Raw genomic sequence first — 16067 nt, forward strand, 5'->3', positions numbered from 1 at the left:
GGCCCAAGATTCGACCCACATCCCTGATCCAGCACCCAAGAAGCCCGCGCCAGCGCCCGCAGAAGCGGAGGCGCCAGCGCCCAAGGGGCCGAGCCCCGAAGGAGGGCCGAAGCGGGTAGCGCTGATCGGGGCGAACGGCCACGGCCGGAACCACCGCCGGAAGCTCGTCGAGTTGAGCGCGGCGGGCCGGCTGGAGATCGCGGCGTACTGCGACGTGGCCGAGGTCGACGACGCCGGGGAGGTTCCGGTCTTCCGGGATCACCACGCGATGCTGGCCGAGACCCAGCCGGATGTCGTCGTGATCTGCACTCCGCCGCACACGCATCTGCCGATCGCGCTGGAATGCGTACGTGCCGGCGCGGACATCCTCCTCGAGAAGCCGCCGATGCTCTCGCTCGCCGACCAGGACACGCTCGAAGCCGAACTCCGCGCCACCGGCCGAGTGTGCCAGGTCGGCTTCCAGGCGTTGGGTTCGATCGGCTTGACGCGCGTCCGGGCGGCGATCGAGAGTGGTGAACTCGGCGAGATCACCGGCATCTCCGCCTTCGCGGCGTGGCAGCGCGACGACGGGTACTGGGGCCGGTCGCCGTGGGCGGGCAAGCGTACGGTCGACGGCCGGCCGTCGCTGGACGGGGCACTGGCCAATCCGTTCGCCCACGCCACGATGGACTGTCTCGCCCTGCTGCCGCAGCCGGTCCGGATCGCGTCGATCGAGGTCGAGCGTTATCGGACCCGGCCGATCGAGGTGGACGACACCGCCTGCCTGCGGATCCGGCCGGTCGCCGGGCCGACCGTCGTCGTCGCGGTCACCTTGTGCGCCGAGGGTTTCCTGCCCGGCTCGATCCTGGTGCAGGGCACGGCCGGCGAGGCCGAGCTGGAGTACCCGACCGACCGGCTCCGAATGTCCTCATCGGACTGGGAGGCCACTGGCCGCCACGACCTGCTGCTCAACCTCCTCGACCAGCGCGACGAGCTGATCGCGCCGCTCGCGGCCACGGCCGCGTTCACCGCGGTGCTCGAGCACCTTCAGGCGGCGCCGGCACCTCGGCCCCTCGACCTGGCCCGTCTCGTCGAGCGCAACGAGGGCCCGGCCCGCCAGCTGGTCGTTCCAGGCATAGATCAGCTGGTACGCACAGCGGCGCGTCGCCTCGCGTTGTTCTCGGAACTCGGCGACCTGCCTTCGCAAACCCCACTGCAACAGCGGGAGTGACACGGCCGCGAGGAACGCCGCCAAAGTAGACAAAACTCGGTGATTTCCTCACTGAGGTAATCCTCTTTGTCCCAAATTGACCGCAAAACATCTGCAAATAGATAGTATTGACTGTTATAACCGGGCGGCGCACAGTCGAGCGCATGAGAACTCTTCGATCCTCCGCCGCGGTGGCCATGCTGGCGCTGCTGGCGACCGGCGCGGCCGTCCCCGCCGCCGCCTCGGGCGGGTCACGGGGCGGGCTGACGCCCTGGTCCCTCGCCCTCGGCCGGGCCGCCCTGCCGGCCGGTGACGGCTGGGCCGCCGAGGGGACCGGGACGACCGGCGGCTCGGCGGCCGACGACGATCACGTCTTCGTGGTCGACGACCGGGCCGAGTTGGTCGCCGCCCTCGGCGGGGACAACGCGACCAACCGGACCAACGCCACCCCGAAGCTCATCTTCGTGCGCGGCGCGGTCAACGGTTTCGAGGACGCCGACGGGACTCGGCTCGCCTGTGCCGACCTCGCCGATCCGGCGTACTCGCTCAGCTCGTACCTGACGGCGTACGCCCCGGAGACGTGGGGCCGGACGAAGCCGACCGGTCCGCTGGAGGACGCCCGGGTCCGCTCGGTGGCGAACCAGACCGCGCAGACGCAGATCAACATCGGCCCGAACACGACCATCGTCGGCTTGCGCGGCGCTCGCTTCGACGAGCTGACCCTGATGATCGACACGGCAGACAACGTCATCGTGCGCAACCTGACCTTCGCCGACTCGCACGACTGCTTCCCGGCCTGGTCGCCGACCGACGGCGCGACCGGCAACTGGAACTCGCAGTTCGACAACCTCTCGGTCCGGCGCAGCCAGCACGTCTGGCTCGACCACAACTCGTTCTCCGACGCGGGCAACCCGGACGCCAACCAGCCGATCTACTTCGGACGGCCGTACCAGGTGCACGACGGCGCGATGGACATCACGCACACGTCGAACCTGGTGACGGTCTCCTACAGCGCGGTCACGGGGCACGACAAGGTGATGCTGATCGGCTCGACCGACAACCCGTCCGGCGGCGATCCCGGCCGGCTGAAGGTGACCCTGCACCACAATTACTTCGAGGGCACCTATCAGCGACTGCCGCGCGTCCGGTTCGGGCAGGTCGACCTCTACAACAACGCCTACCGGCTCGGCGGCGACGACTTCCAGTACGCCTGGGGCGTCGGCGTCCAGTCGGCCCTGTACGCCGAGAACAACTACGTCGCCCTCGCCGACGGCGTGGACCCCGCCGAGATCGTCCACGACTGGGGCGGCACGGCCCTCACCGAGCGCGGCACCTGGCTTCGCCTCGGCAACGGTACGCCCAAGCCCGTGAGCCTGCTCGACGCGTACAACTCGGCTCACGACCCGGATCTGGGCACCGACGCGGGCTGGACGCCCGCCCTACGGGCCGGACCGGTGTTGCCCGCGCCGGCCGTGGCCGTACTGGTCCCCCTCTTCGCCGGCGCCCGCCTGTAGCCCACCCCCGGTTCCCCCGCTCCACGGTTCCCCCGCTCCACGGTTCCTCCGCTCCACGGTGTCGCCGTTTCGACTGGATCAGGGATCTGCCGCGGATCTTGACCCAAGATCCGCTGCAGATCCCTGATCTGCCGCTATAGTCGGCGTGGCCCGCCGTCCACATATGTGGATGCTGTTCAAGTACGGCGAACGTGCCCTATGCTGGGCGGCATGTCGCAGACCGTCGTGATCACCGGCGCGGCCGGTAAGGTCGGCCGCCTACTCCGTCAGCGATTGGCCCGCCCCGGGCGAACGCTCCGGCTGGTCGACATCGTCCCGCCCGAGCCCCCCGTGCCCGGCGAGGACGCCGAGGTCTCCACCGGCACGCTCACGGACCTGGCCGGCGTGGAATCCGTGGTCGCCGGGGCCGACGCCGTCATCCACCTGGGCGGCCAGAGCCGGGAGTCCAACATCTCCGACGTTTTGGAGAACAATGCTCTCGGGACGTACAACCTCTTCGAAGCCGTGCGACGGGGCGGCGTACGCCGAGTGATCTTCGCGTCCTCCAACCACGTCGCGGGATTCCTCGACCGCGTCGACGCGCCGCCGGAGGGGTTCCCCGCCGACGCGCCCGGCCGCCCGGACACCCTCTACGGCTGGAGCAAGGTCGCCGGCGAGGCGATGGCCAGCCTGTACGCCGACCGGTACGGGATCGACGTGCTCTGCCCCCGGATCGGGATGTGCATGCCGCAGCCGACCGACGTCCGCTCGCTCGGGCTGTGGCTGTCGCCCGACGACGCGACGAGCATGTTCGAGGTCTGCCTCGCGGTGGAGTCGCCCGGATTCCGCCGCCTCTGGGGAATCAGCCGGAACACCCGGCGCTTCCTCTCGCTGGCCGAGGGTGAAGCGCTGGGCTACATCCCGAAGGACGACTCCGAGGCGTACGCCGACGAGGTCGAGCGCGGCCGGCCGACGCCGGACTACGAGCACGACCTCGTCCTGCGTCGCATCGGCGGGCAGTGGTGCGACGTGCCGTTGGGCGAGTACTACTAGGACTGCTGAGTAGCCGAGTCCTACCCGGACAGTCCGGGCAGCGGAGCCGGCTGCGGTTCCGGAGCCGGCGGCTCAGGTTCCGGCTCCGGCTTCGGCAGCGGGGCCGGGTCCGGTACCGGGAACGGGTCGGGCAGCGGATCGGGCCGCGTCGGGCTCAGCGGGTCGGGGATCACCATCATGAGTTCACCGCCTCACGGTTACGCCAGATCAGGACAGCGCCGACAGCAGCGAGTACGCCGATGCCGATCGCGGTGAGCTGTGTCCAGTGCGCCCGGACCGAGTCCGACGCTCGCTCCCGGGTCTCCTGAACGAAGTCGCCGGCGCGACTCTTCACGTCAGCCTTAGCCGCCAACGCCCGGACGGTCTCGCCCAGGGCCTGCCGGGTCTGCGCGATCTCGCCGCTCAACTCCGCGACGCTCATCGGTTTCGGTTGACCGTTGTGCGTGGGCATGTCGTTGTGGGTGGGCATGTCGTGCGCGGTCATCGGGAGTTCCTCTCGCCGAAGGCCTCGTTCACCTGGTTGAGGTCGGCCCGTACGCTGTCGACCGTCTGGTTCGGGGTCAACGGCGTACCCCGTTTGACCTGGCCCCGGCCGAGGAGTGCCTCCACCCCGGCCACGATCAGCAGCACGACGCCGACGATCAGCGCGGCCAGCCAGCCCGGCATGACCAAGGCGAGCGCAAGTCCGGCCGCGACGAGCAGGGCGCCGACGGCGTAGAACACAGCCACGCCGGAGCCGGCGAACAGCCCGACGCCCAGACCGACGCGTTTGCCCTTCTCGGCCAGCTCGGTCCGGGCCAGCTGCATCTCCTGCCGAACGAGCGTGCTGATTTGCTCGGTCGCCTGGCGTACCAGGTCGGCCGTGGACTCCTCGGTGTGCGGCCGATGCCTGAGATCTGTCACCCGGTGTTGTTACCCCCGGATGAATCGGACTATTCCGCGCGACGCCGAGCGACCTCGGCCAGTGTCACCGCGGCGGCCACCGAAGCGTTCAGGGACTCCACCGTCGACGCCATCGGAATGCTCACCCGCAGGTCACAGGTGGCCCCGACGAGGCGGGACAGCCCGCGCCCCTCCGAGCCGACCACGATCACGAGCGGGCCGACCGCCGCTTCCAGGTTGTAGAGGTCGGTTTCGCCGTCGGCGTCCAGTCCGACGACGGTGAACCCTTCCTGCTGGGCCTGCTTGAGCGACCGGGTCAGGTTGGTGACCTGGGAGACCGGCACTCGGGCCGCCGCGCCCGCGCTGGTGCGCCAGGCGGTCGCGGTGATCCCAGAAGCCCGGCGTTCCGGCACGAACACCCCATGCGCTCCGAAAGCGGCGGCGGATCGGATGACCGCGCCCAGGTTGCGCGGGTCGGTCACCCCGTCCAGCGCCACCAGCAACGGGGCCGTGGGCTGCTCCAGCGCCGCGTTCAGCAGATCTTCGAAGGGTTCGTACGCGAACGGCGGCACCTGGATTCCGATGCCTTGGTGCAGCACGCCACCGGTCAGCCGGTCCAACTCCGCCCGGCTGACCTCGAGCAACGGGATGCCGCGATCGCCCGCTGTGCGTACCGCCTCGGAAACCCGCTCGTCGATGTCGATGCCGAGGGCCACGTAGATCGCGGTGGCCGGTACGTGCGCGCGCAGCGCCTCGACCACCGGATTGCGCCCGACGAGCAGCTCGGGAGCGTCCTTCGGGGTGGCCGACCGGCGGCCGGGCGCGACCTTCGGGCCGCGCGAGACCGGGGTGCGGCTGGCGGTGCGCTTGACCGGGGCGCCCTTGCCGGTGCCGCCCTTGCCCCAGGTGGTGTCCTTCGAGCCGGGCTTGCCGATCTTGGGCGCGCGACCTTCGGCCGCGGCCGCCTTGCGCTCCTTGTCCTGCTTCCATGCGGTCTTCGAGGGCAGCTTCTCGGTCCCCGAGTAGCCCTTGTGCCACGGGCGCTCGTCAGCGGGCAGGGTCTTGCCCCGGCCCTTGAGCGTGTCGCGGCCCTTGCCACCCGACCCGCCCGACGCGCCCTTCTTCGAGGTGGTACGCGCGTTGCGGCGCTGGGAGTTGCCGGGCATTACTTGTCACTTCCGATCGTCCATCGCGGGCCGTGCGGGGTGTCCTCGACCTGGACGCCGGCCTGCTTGAGCTGGTCGCGGACCGCGTCTGCGGCGGCCCAGTCCTTGCGTTCGCGGGCGGCGGCCCGCTGCTGGAGGGCGAGCGCGACGAGTGCGTCCACCGTGGATCGCAGCCCGCCGCTCGCCGAGTCGCCCTGCGCCCAGGCCGGGTCGAGCGGGTCGAGCCCGAGGACGCCGAGCATCGCGCGGACGCTCGCCAGCGCCCCCGCGGCCGCCTTCGTCTCGCCGGCCGCGAGCGCGGTGTTGCCTTCGCGTACCACGTCGTGGATCGCGGCGAACGCGGCCGACGTGTTCAGGTCGTCGTCCATCGCCTCGGCGAACTCGGCGCAGAACACCGACGGCTCGACCTCGCCCACGACCTCGGTCGCGCGCTGGATGAAGCCCTCGATCCGCTGGAAGCCGGTGGCCGCCTCGCGCAGCGACTCCTCGGAGTACTCGATGATCGACCGGTAGTGCGCCGCGCTGAGGTAGTAGCGCAGCTCGATCGGGCGTACGCCGAGCTGCTTGATCGCCTCGACGTCGAGCACGTTGCCGACGGACTTGGCCATCTTGCTGCCGCCCAGGTTGAGCATCGCGTTGTGCACCCAGTAGCGGGCGAAGGGCAGCCCGGCCGAGCGGGACTGGGCGATCTCGTTCTCGTGGTGCGGGAAGGAGATGTCCAGGCCACCGCCGTGGAGGTCGAACTCGGCGCCGAGATAGCGCCAGGTCATCGCCGAGCACTCGATGTGCCAGCCCGGCCGGCCCCGGCCCCAGGGCGACGGCCAGTACGCGTTCGCCGGCTCGCCCGCCTTGACGCCCTTCCAGAGCGCGAAGTCCCGGGGGTCCCGCTTGGACCGGTCGGGGGCGTCCCCGGCGGGCAGCATCTCGTCGACCCGCTGGCCGGAGAGCGCACCGTACTCGGGGTAGGTCTTGACGTCGAAGTAGACGTCGCCGGAACCGTCCTCGGCGGCGTACGCGTGGCCACGCTCGATCAGGATCTGGATGAGCTCGATCATCTCCGGGATGTGCCCGGTCGCCCGCGGCTCATAGGTCGGCGCGGCGACGTTCAACGCCCGGTACTCGGCTTCGAGGCGCACCTCGTTCGCGTACGCGATGGACCAGAACGGCTTGTCCTGCTCGACCGCCTTGGCCAGCACCTTGTCGTCGATGTCGGTGATGTTCCGGACATAGGTGACGGCCAGCCCGTTGTGGATCAGCCAGCGGCGCAGCACGTCGTTGTTGACGCCGGAACGAAGGTGCCCGATGTGTGGCGGCGACTGCACGGTGAGACCACAGACATACATCGAAACCTTGCCGGGTACGCGCGGCACGAAGTCGCGCACGGACCGGGTTGCGGTGTCGAAGAGTCTCAGCGTCACTCGTCAAGGATAGTCAAAGCGCCCAGCGACAGCGGGACCGCCTTACCGTTCACCCCAGATCAGGGATATCCATGCTTCCGGCCGCCAAGATCGCGTGCGTAACCGTGATCCACCGGGAAAGGGCTCAGGCGGCATTCCAGCGAGAAAGCACCGCCGGAAGCTCGTCGAGCGAGTCGATCACGGCGTCCGGCACGACCGAGCCGGGTACGGGATCGCCGGCCCGGTTGAGCCACACCGTCCGCAGCCCGACCGCCGCCGCGCCGACCACGTCGTGGGCGTACGTGTCGCCGACGTAGACGACCTCCGCCGGGCCGGCCTTCGCCGCGGCGAGCACCGCATGGAAGAACGCGGCGGCCGGCTTCTTCGGGACCCCGTTCTGCAGGGCGTAGATCTCGAACGCGAACAACCCGTCGAGACCGACCAGGTCCGCCCGGCTGTTCGCGTTCGTGGCGTACCCGAGCTGGAAGTCGCTGCGCAGCTTGGCAAGCAGCTCGACGACACCTGGGTAGGGGCGGCTCTGGGCGTACCGGATCTCGAAGAACAGCGCCGCCATCTCGTCCAGCCGCGCCTCCTGGCCGTGGCGGGCCAGCGACTGCCGCATCGCGGCGATCCGGATGTCACGCGCCGGCAGCTCTGGCGTGGCCGCCCAGTGCGCGGAGGCGTCGGCCCGCAACACCTCCACCGGCACCCCGGTCTCCGCCGTGACGGCGGCCAGTCCGGCCAGCACGGCGGGCAGCAGGTCGACGAGGGTGTAATCGGCGTCGAACGCCACGGTCGTGATCACCGGACCAACGTACTCTGTGCGCCATGGACACCGCTCAGACGCTCGATCGCGGGCTGCGCCTGCTCACCCTGGTCGCGGACAGCCCGGCCGGGGTCACCGTGACCGAGGCGGCCAACCGGCTGAACGTCGGGCGCGCGGTCGTCTATCGGCTCGCCGCCACCCTCGGCGAGCACAGCATGGTACGCCGGGACTCGGCCGGCCGCCTCTTGCCGGGGATCGGCCTGATCCACCTGGCCCGGCGAGCACAACCGCTGCTGGCCGACGCCGCTCTGCCCGCTCTGCGTACGCTCGCCGAGCAGGTCGGCGCGACGGCGCATCTCACCCTGGCCGACGGGGCAGAAGCGGTGGCCGTCGCCGTGGTGGAACCCAGTTCGACGATGTTCCATGTGGCGTACCGGGTCGGCTCCCGGCATCCCCTCGATCGGGGCGCGGCCGGGAAGGCCATCGTCACGGGCGAGCTGAGCCGGTCGGCGGGCGAGTTGCAGCCGGGCGCGTTCGGGCTGGCCGCCCCGGTGCTCGGCGTCGAAGGCATCTCGGCCAGCGTCGGTGTCGTGTCGCTGGGTGAGTTGGACCCCGCCGCCGTACGCGAACCCCTGCTCACCGCCGCCGCCGCGGTCGCCCAAGCGCTCCAGTAGCCCCCTGAACAGGCAGGCGCCGCTGGCGCTACCGGTCTACCCTCCACGGCAGATCACTCGATCTGTCGAGAAAGGAGACCAGTGTTCTCGTTACACGGGGAGGATTCCGGCCGCCGTCTACGGTCGGTCTATCGTGGCATCGCGCGCCTGACCGCCGCAGCCGTCGCCGGGACCGCGTTGACCGCGGCCATGGCACAGCCCGCCGCAGCCGCTTCCATCCAGGCGCTGCATCCGGTCGCGTGGGCGTACACCGATTCACGTGAGCCCACCGTCGCCCATTTCAAGGCGGCCGAGCCGGTGCCGATCGGCTCCTGGCGGGACGACGCGGGCAAGCATCACAAGTCCCGCGGCTACTTCACGTTCGACCTCAGCGGGCTGTCGGGGCAGACCATCCTCGAGGCGAACGCCTTCGCCAAGGACGTCGTGGTCGAGGACTGCTCCAAGCCCCGAACCTGGGAACTGTGGACGACCACGCCGATCACCTCGGCGACGACCTGGACGCACGCTCCGACGGAACTGACCCAGATCGCGGTGCCGGGCGGCTACTGGTGCCCGGCCAGCGGGTTCACGATGGCCGTCACGGATGCGGTTCGGCAGGCGGTAGCGGCCGGCGAGACGGCCGTTACTCTCGAGATCCGGGTGCCGGAGGAGCACGAAGGCAACATCCATCTTGGACGCTCGATCGACCCCGACGTCCCCATGTCGGTCATTTCCAACCTTCCCCCCACCGTCCCTACCAACGTGAAGATCGATGGCCAGGCCTGCGGCGCAGAACTCTACGTACGCTGGCAGAGCCCGGTCGTGACAGCCCTAGTCACCGATCCGGACGTCAGCCCGGTCGGGATCGGTTCCTCGGTGGGCGCGGTATTCGCGCTCTGGCCCACGGACGCGGCAGCCGAGCGCCAGGAATGGCGGTTGGAACCGACCGTGTCCTCGCCCTTCACCGCGAGGCTGTCGATCCCGGCCGAGCGATTGACGGACGGCCGGGAGTACGCGATCGCGGTCAAGGGCGTGGACGGCAACGGCGGCGAGTCGGAGTGGACTCAGGAATGCAGGTTCACCGTCGACCGGACGGGACCGGCTACGGCTCCGACGGTCACCTCGACGGATTACCCCGACGACGATCAGTGGACGCACGGGGGACCTGGCATCACCGGCAAGTTCGTCTTCGACGCCGCCGGTGATCCCGACACGACGGGCTTCCTGTGGGGCGAGTCCGGCGCGTACCGGTATGTCGCGGCCGACCATCCCGGCGGGTCCGCCATCGTGGACTACACCCCGACCCGTGACGGTCCGCAGACCCTGGTGGTGGAGGCGGTCGACCGAGCCTTCAACAGCTCGCCCGACACGCGGTACTACTTCCTCGTCAAGCCGACGGCGCCGCTGATCACCGACCTCACGCCGGACGCGTGGGTGGGCGATCCGCATCACCTGTCGCTGCAACCCCGCATGGCCGATGTCGTCAAGTATCGCTACCAGGTCGACGGCGCGGCCGAGCAGGAGATCGCGGCCGCCGCAGACGGAACCGCCGTACTGGACGTGACGCCGGCGCAGGACGGCAGCGTCGTGTACCTCTACAGCGTGACCGCCGACGGCGTGAAGTCCGGCACGAACTGGGCCTTCATCTGGTCGGACAGCACGCCCGTGGTCACCTCGGCCGACTTCCCGAGCAACGGCCCCGGCCCGGTCGTCGGGACCACCGTCAATTTCACCTTCGCCCCGCATTCGCACGGCGTGGTGAGCTACCAATACTCCACCAACGACGGTGAGAGTGGCGAGGTCGTGGCGGACGCGGAGGGGAAGGCCACGGTCTCCCTGGTCCTTCGTTCGGCGGCAATCTGGCTGGAGGTCTACAGCGTCACCGGCGACGGCACGACCTCCATGCCTTTCAACGGCTACTTCGTGGGTACGTCGATCGCGCCGAAGGTCGAGTCGACCGTGTATCCGGCCGGGGCTCGGTCCGGCGGTCCCGGCACGATCGGGAGGTTCGAGCTGACGCCGACGGCGTCCAACGTCGTGGAGTACGTCTACCAGTTCAGCTACGAGGCTGAACGGGTGATCCCGGCCCGGGCGGACGGCTCGGCGGCGATCGACTGGGCGCCCACGGCTGCCGGCTGGTATCACCTGACAGTACGGTCGCGCAGCACTTCGGGGCAGCTCTCGGACGCGACTGAGTACGCGTTCGAGGTCGATCCCCGTGCCCCGGTGATCACTTCGCCGGATTGCGCGTACCCGACGACGGTCAGCCCGGGACAGCTCTGCACCTTCGTCCTCACCAACCAGCTCGACGGCGGTGCTGACTTCGTCTACCAGTTCGAGGGTGCCGACCAGCAGGCGGCTGTCATCGGCCCGGACGGAACCGCGACGATCACCTGGACCGCGACCGACGGCTACTACCACTCGCTCACGGTTCGCAGCCGCACGACGGCCGGTGTTCTCTCCGGCTACACCTACACGACGATCCTCGTCGGCTGAGCAGAGCCGGGGCCGTCCACGCGGGCGGCCCCGGCTCCGGCAAGGCTCAGCGACGGCCGATGGTGAGCACCGGCTGCGACGTCGCGGCGTAGAAGTCGTTGCCCTTGTCGTCGACGACGATGAACGCGGGGAAGTCCTCGACCTCGATCTTCCACACCGCTTCCATGCCGAGTTCGGCGTACTCCAGGACCTCGACGTGCTTGATGCAGTCGGCGGCCAGGCGCGCGGCCGGTCCGCCGATCGAGCCGAGGTAGAAGCCGCCGAACTTGGCGCACGCGTCGGTGACCTGCTGCGACCGGTTGCCCTTGGCCAGCATCACGTAGGAGCCGCCGGCCTCCTGGAACTTGGCCACATAGGAGTCCATCCGGCCGGCCGTGGTCGGGCCGAACGAGCCGGAGGCGTACCCCTCGGGCGTCTTCGCCGGGCCGGCGTAGTAGACGGCGTGGTCGCGCAGGTATTGCGGGAGCGGCTCACCGGCGTCGAGGCGCTCGGCGATCTTCGCGTGGGCGATGTCGCGGGCGACGACGAGCGGACCGTTCAGCGAGAGCCGGGTCTTCACCGGGTACTGCGCCAGGGTCTTGCGGATCTCCGACATCGGCTGGTTGAGGTCGACGTGGACGACCTCTTCGCTGACGTCTTCCGCCGTGGTGTGCGGCAGGAACCGGGCCGGGTCCGTCTCCAGACGCTCCAGCCAGACGCCCGACGGCGTGATCTTCGCGACCGCCTGACGGTCGGCCGAGCAGGACACGGCGATCGCGACCGGGCACGAGGCGCCGTGGCGGGGCAGCCGGACGACGCGGACGTCGTGGCAGAAGTAGCGGCCGCCGAACTGCGCACCGATCCCGAAGTTCCGGGTCAGCTCCAGCACTTCGGCTTCGAGTTCGACGTCACGGAACCCGTGCGCCAGCATCGATCCCGAGGTGGGCAGCCCGTCGAGGTACTTCGCCGAGGCCAGCTTGGCGGTCTTGAGGGCGTGCTCGCCGCTGGTGCCGCCGATGACGACGGCCAGATGGTAGGGCGGGCAGGCGCTGGTCCCGATGGCGCGCAGCTTCTCCTCGAGGAACTGCATCATCCGGGTCGGGTTGAGCAGGGCCTTGGTCTCCTGGAACAGGTACGACTTGTTCGCCGAACCGCCGCCCTTGGCCATGAACAGGAACTTGTACGCGTCAGGGTGCCCGTCGGGGTCCTCGGCGAAGATCTCGATCTGCGCGGGCAGGTTGCTGCCGGTGTTGCGTTCCTCCCACATGGACAGTGGGGCGAGCTGCGAGTATCGCAGGTTCAGCTTGGTGTACGCCTCGAAGACGCCGCGCGCGATGGCGGGCTCGTCGGCGCCGTCGGTGAGAACGTGGCGACCGCGCTTGCCCATGACGATCGCGGTGCCGGTGTCCTGGCACATCGGCAGTACGCCGCCGGCCGCGATGTTCGCGTTGCGCAGCAGGTCCAGGGCGACGAACCGGTCGTTCGGCGAAGCCTGCGGGTCGTCGAGGATCGACCGCAGCTGGGTCAGGTGTGCCGGGCGCAGGAAGTGGGCGATGTCGTGCATCGCCTCCGCGGTCAGCTGGGTGAGCACCGCCGGCTCCACGGTGAGGAAGTCGCGCCCGCCCGGACCGCGGACCACGTCCACACCCTCGTCCGTGATCAGCCGATACTCGGTCGCGTCAGGCGCCAGTGGCAGCAGCGGCGCGTACCCAAACTCCCCGGAACTCATGAACATGAGAGTACCTACCCGCCGGTCGCCTCCAGCGGGAGCGGTGCCTCACCTCACGGTTGGACGCTCGGGAACGCCAGCAGGCCGAGATCCCGCCGGTCGCCCAGCAACAGCCCTTGCGGCAGCAGGGTCAACACCTTCGCGTCGCTCGCGGCCTCCACGACCGGCTGTCCGCTGTCCGGCGCCAGCACCCGGATCCGGTCGGGCTTCCGATCGAAGACCACGATATGAGTACGCGTGACGGCCACGCTCGCCTTGGGGTCGGCCTTCCGGCTCCACAACGCGTCGGACTCGCCCAACTGGTACGCCGTGAGCGTCTTGCCGTCCTTCGACCGCACCACTGCGCGTACCCCGTCGCTTGCGATGATCTTCGCGCCCGCCGGGGCGACCAGCAGTTGGCGGCCGTCCGCCGCGTCGAGCATGACCTGGCGCCCGTCGGGCCGGGTGGCGAGCAGCGCGGATCCGGCGCCGCGCGGCTCGGACCGCTGGTCGCAGGCCGCGCCGGAGATGGTGCCGAGGTTGAACCCGTCGAGCCGCCAGACGACCCGGTTGGTGTTCGGATCGCGGGCGACGAGGTGTTGTTCGCAGCCGCCCGAGATCGGTTTGGCCTCGCTGTGCAGCACCCGGCCGCCGGCGAGGTAGACGCGCTCGTTCTTCGCGTTCTTGAGCACGTTGACCACCTCCCCGGTACGCGTGTCGACGAGGTGGATCTCGTCGTCGATCGGGAAGCCGAGGTAGCGGGGCATGCGGCTGGGCCCGGCGATCGAGCCGTCGGCCTGGTCGACCTCGAACGGGCGCAGGCCGGGCAGGTCCGGGTTGTCGGCGAAGAGCACGAAGCCGACGCCGGGCAGGTCGGCCCGCCATTTCTCGTCACCGCTGGCCGGCTCCCGGGCGGTGAGGACGCAGTCCTGCGAGTTGCGGCAGGTGACGTCGATCATCGCGTCGGAGAAGGTCCAGACCGCCGCGGCCTTGTCGTTCTTGCGCAGCTGGTTTCCGGTACGCGGATCGAGCACGCGGTAGCCCTTGACGAGGAACTTGCCGGTGACCACGACGGTACGCCCGGTCGAGCCGGCCAGCGCCGTCCAGTCGGCCTCCTGCTGCCAGAGGTGCGCACCAGTGGTCAATGACCGGCCTTCGACGGATTCGCGCTGCTCGACGATGACCGTGCCGTCGCCGTTGAGCACGTGGACCGGTACGCCGCCGAGGCGCTCCTGCCATTTCGGCGCGGGGTCGGCGAGCGTGGCCGAGGTGTTGATCCAGTTCCAGATGCCCGGGAAGGGGTTCCACACGCCGGTGCTCACCAGGATGATCAGCACAAGGAGACCGGCGACGAGCCAGCCCGAAGCGGTCGACCTCCCCTTGGCCACGCGGACACGGTATCCGCCACCAGCCCGTTGATCATGAAGTTGACCGTTGACTCGACGGCGTGTCGCCACCGGACAGTCCATGATCAACGTGATATTGGGGCGAATCACCCAGCTACTGCGGCCGCCGCTTCGACGAGCGGCAGGACCCGATAGGGGATCTGCTCGGCGAGCGCGATGATCGTCGAGGCGCGGACGATGGCGTGATAGCCCACGATCCCGTCGATCACCCGCTGCAGATCGGCGTTCGATCGGGCCACGACCCGGCAGACGAGGTCGCCCGATCCGGTGATCGTGTGGACCTCCAGGACCTCCGGGATGGCGACAAGATGTTCAGCCACCGCGTCGTGTCCCCGGCTCTGCCGGATCTCCAGCGTGACGAAGGCGGTGACGGCGTACCCGAGGGCGGCGGGGTCGAGTTGCGGCCCGAATCCGGTGATCACACCCCGCGCCTGCAGGCGGTCGAGGCGTGCCTGCACGGTGCCCCGGGCGACCGCCAGGCGACGAGCGCACTCCAGTACGCCGATCCGCGGCTCCTCGTTCAGCAGCCGGATCAGCCGGGCATCCAGGGCGTCGACCTCGCTAGGCATCTTGTCCACCTAATCACCGATCCCGCGATACAGATTGCACAACTTGACTAGTGATCACCGTACTGGTTGCCCATCCGGTCGGTGTGACGCAGGCTACCCCCATGAGCACGCAGACCATCCCGGCCGCCCACGAGGCCGCCGATGAGCAGGACGTCTTCCCCGTCAAAGCGGTCGACCACGTCGCGTTCCTCGTCGGCAACGCCAAGCAGGCCGCGCATTATTACTCGACCGCCTTCGGGATGACTCTGGTCGCCTACCGCGGCCCCGAGCAGGGCTACCGCGACTACGCCGAGTACGTGCTGGTCAGCGGCTCAGCTCGGTTCGTGCTGCGGGGTGCGGTCCACGCCGCCGCCCCGGGCGCCGACCACCACGCCAAGCACGGCGACGGCGTCGTGGACATCGCGCTGGAGGTGCCGGACGTCGACGCGGCGTACGCCCACGCGACCGCCAGCGGCGCGACCGGCCTCACAGCGCCCACCACCGTCGAGGACGAGCACGGTTCGGTCCGGTACGCCGCCGTCGCGGCCTACGGCGACACCCGTCACACGCTGGTCGACCGGTCGAACTACACCGGCCCGTTCCTGCCCGGGTTCATCGAGCGCGCCCCGATCGTGGCCCCCGGCAAGCGCCGGTTCCAGGCGGTCGACCACGTCGTCGGCAACGTCGAACTGGGCAAGATGGACGAGTGGGTGGAGTTCTACCACAAGGTCATGGGCTTCACGAACATGGCGGAGTTCATCGGCGACGACATCGCGACCGACTACTCGGCGCTCATGTCGAAGGTGGTCGCGAACGGTACGCGCAAGGTCAAGTTCCCGCTCAACGAGCCGGCCGTCGGCAAGCGCAAGTCGCAGATCGACGAGTACCTGGAGTTCTACGGCGGCCCCGGCGCGCAGCACATCGCGCTGGCCACCAACGACATCCTGGCGAGCGTGGACGCCATGGCCGCGGCCGGCGTCGAGTTCCTGGCCACCCCGGACTCCTACTACGACGACCCGGAGCTGCGCGAGCGCATCGGTGTCGTCCGGGTCCCGATCGAGGAGCTGAAGGCGCGCCGCATCCTGGTCGACCGGGACGAGGACGGCTACCTGCTGCAGATCTTCACCAAGCCGGTCCAGGACCGGCCGACCGTGTTCTTCGAGCTGATCGAGCGGCACGGCTCGCTCGGCTTCGGCAAGGGCAACTTCAAGGCCCTGTTCGAGGCGATCGAGCGCGAGCAAGAGGTCCGCGGAAACCTCTGACCGCCCTTGACCGCTTCACCCGAAGCGCTGGATCAGGGATCTCGGTCGAATCGCCGGGGAGCCTCTTGG

At 69.6% G+C, this 16067-nt stretch carries 15 protein-coding genes; 6 read left to right on the top strand and 9 right to left on the bottom strand.

Annotation, left to right across the window (positions count from 1 at the left end):
* The first annotated feature begins 124 nt into the window (after window positions 1-124).
* The 3 genes from HDA40_RS21430 (at window position 125) to HDA40_RS21440 (ending at window position 3735) form a co-directional block, all read left to right on the top strand.
* Window positions 125-1210 carry a Gfo/Idh/MocA family protein gene (locus HDA40_RS21430; RefSeq protein ID WP_308197833.1) on the top strand — a complete coding sequence of 362 codons (1086 nt, stop codon included), beginning with the start codon at window positions 125-127 and terminating at the stop codon, window positions 1208-1210.
* 143 nt (window positions 1211-1353) lie between these two features.
* Complete coding sequence (locus HDA40_RS21435) at window positions 1354-2703, top strand: pectate lyase family protein (protein WP_253758638.1); 1350 nt, start codon at window positions 1354-1356, stop codon at window positions 2701-2703.
* 210 nt (window positions 2704-2913) lie between these two features.
* Window positions 2914-3735, top strand: coding sequence for an NAD-dependent epimerase/dehydratase family protein (locus HDA40_RS21440; RefSeq protein ID WP_253758640.1), 822 nt, complete (start codon window positions 2914-2916; stop codon window positions 3733-3735).
* A gap of 20 nt (window positions 3736-3755) precedes the next feature.
* Here HDA40_RS21440 and HDA40_RS21445 read toward each other — a convergent pair whose 3' ends face one another.
* The 6 genes from HDA40_RS21445 to HDA40_RS21470 form a co-directional block, all read right to left on the bottom strand.
* Complete coding sequence (locus tag HDA40_RS21445) at window positions 3756-3914, bottom strand: hypothetical protein (RefSeq protein ID WP_253758643.1); 159 nt, start codon at window positions 3912-3914, stop codon at window positions 3756-3758.
* Window positions 3911-4219 carry a DUF3618 domain-containing protein gene (locus HDA40_RS21450; protein WP_253758647.1) on the bottom strand — a complete coding sequence of 103 codons (309 nt, stop codon included), beginning with the start codon at window positions 4217-4219 and terminating at the stop codon, window positions 3911-3913. Before HDA40_RS21450 ends, HDA40_RS21445 begins: the two co-directional genes overlap by 4 nt.
* On the bottom strand, window positions 4216-4638 hold the full coding sequence (locus HDA40_RS21455) for a phage holin family protein (RefSeq protein WP_253758649.1): 423 nt from the start codon (window positions 4636-4638) through the stop codon (window positions 4216-4218). The genes HDA40_RS21450 and HDA40_RS21455 overlap by 4 nt, the downstream gene beginning before the upstream one ends.
* Window positions 4639-4667: 29 nt before the next feature.
* The gene (rlmB, locus tag HDA40_RS21460; protein WP_253758653.1) at window positions 4668-5783 is read right to left on the bottom strand and encodes a 23S rRNA (guanosine(2251)-2'-O)-methyltransferase RlmB; all 1116 of its coding nucleotides are present in this window, start codon (window positions 5781-5783) and stop codon (window positions 4668-4670) included.
* Complete coding sequence (gene cysS / locus HDA40_RS21465; protein WP_253758656.1) at window positions 5783-7201, bottom strand: cysteine--tRNA ligase; 1419 nt, start codon at window positions 7199-7201, stop codon at window positions 5783-5785. The genes rlmB and cysS overlap by 1 nt, the downstream gene beginning before the upstream one ends.
* A gap of 124 nt (window positions 7202-7325) precedes the next feature.
* On the bottom strand, window positions 7326-7985 hold the full coding sequence (locus HDA40_RS21470; protein WP_253758658.1) for an HAD family hydrolase: 660 nt from the start codon (window positions 7983-7985) through the stop codon (window positions 7326-7328).
* Window positions 7986-8008: 23 nt separating this feature from the next.
* On the opposite strand from HDA40_RS21470, the gene HDA40_RS21475 reads away from it, so the two are divergent.
* Both HDA40_RS21475 and HDA40_RS21480 read left to right on the top strand, forming a co-directional pair.
* Complete coding sequence (locus tag HDA40_RS21475; RefSeq protein ID WP_253758660.1) at window positions 8009-8620, top strand: helix-turn-helix domain-containing protein; 612 nt, start codon at window positions 8009-8011, stop codon at window positions 8618-8620.
* Window positions 8621-8701: 81 nt separating this feature from the next.
* On the top strand, window positions 8702-11095 hold the full coding sequence (locus tag HDA40_RS21480; protein WP_253758662.1) for a hypothetical protein: 2394 nt from the start codon (window positions 8702-8704) through the stop codon (window positions 11093-11095).
* 46 nt (window positions 11096-11141) lie between these two features.
* On the opposite strand, the gene HDA40_RS21485 is transcribed toward HDA40_RS21480, so the two are convergent.
* From HDA40_RS21485 to HDA40_RS21495, 3 genes are all read right to left on the bottom strand, one after another.
* Window positions 11142-12803: a fumarate hydratase gene (locus HDA40_RS21485; RefSeq protein ID WP_253758664.1), complete on the bottom strand. Its 1662-nt coding sequence runs from the start codon at window positions 12801-12803 to the stop codon at window positions 11142-11144.
* A gap of 53 nt (window positions 12804-12856) precedes the next feature.
* Window positions 12857-14170, bottom strand: coding sequence for an outer membrane protein assembly factor BamB family protein (locus HDA40_RS42180; RefSeq protein WP_253758666.1), 1314 nt, complete (start codon window positions 14168-14170; stop codon window positions 12857-12859).
* Between the two features lie 104 nt (window positions 14171-14274).
* Complete coding sequence (locus HDA40_RS21495) at window positions 14275-14757, bottom strand: Lrp/AsnC family transcriptional regulator (RefSeq protein WP_253758668.1); 483 nt, start codon at window positions 14755-14757, stop codon at window positions 14275-14277.
* 101 nt (window positions 14758-14858) lie between these two features.
* On the opposite strand from HDA40_RS21495, the gene hppD reads away from it, so the two are divergent.
* A complete protein-coding gene (hppD, locus tag HDA40_RS21500; RefSeq protein ID WP_253758670.1) occupies window positions 14859-15998 on the top strand; it encodes a 4-hydroxyphenylpyruvate dioxygenase in 1140 nt (379 codons plus the stop codon).
* Window positions 15999-16067: the final 69 nt, after the last annotated feature.

It is taken from the genome of Hamadaea flava (assembly GCF_024172085.1).
Lineage (GTDB): Bacteria > Actinomycetota > Actinomycetes > Mycobacteriales > Micromonosporaceae > Hamadaea > Hamadaea flava.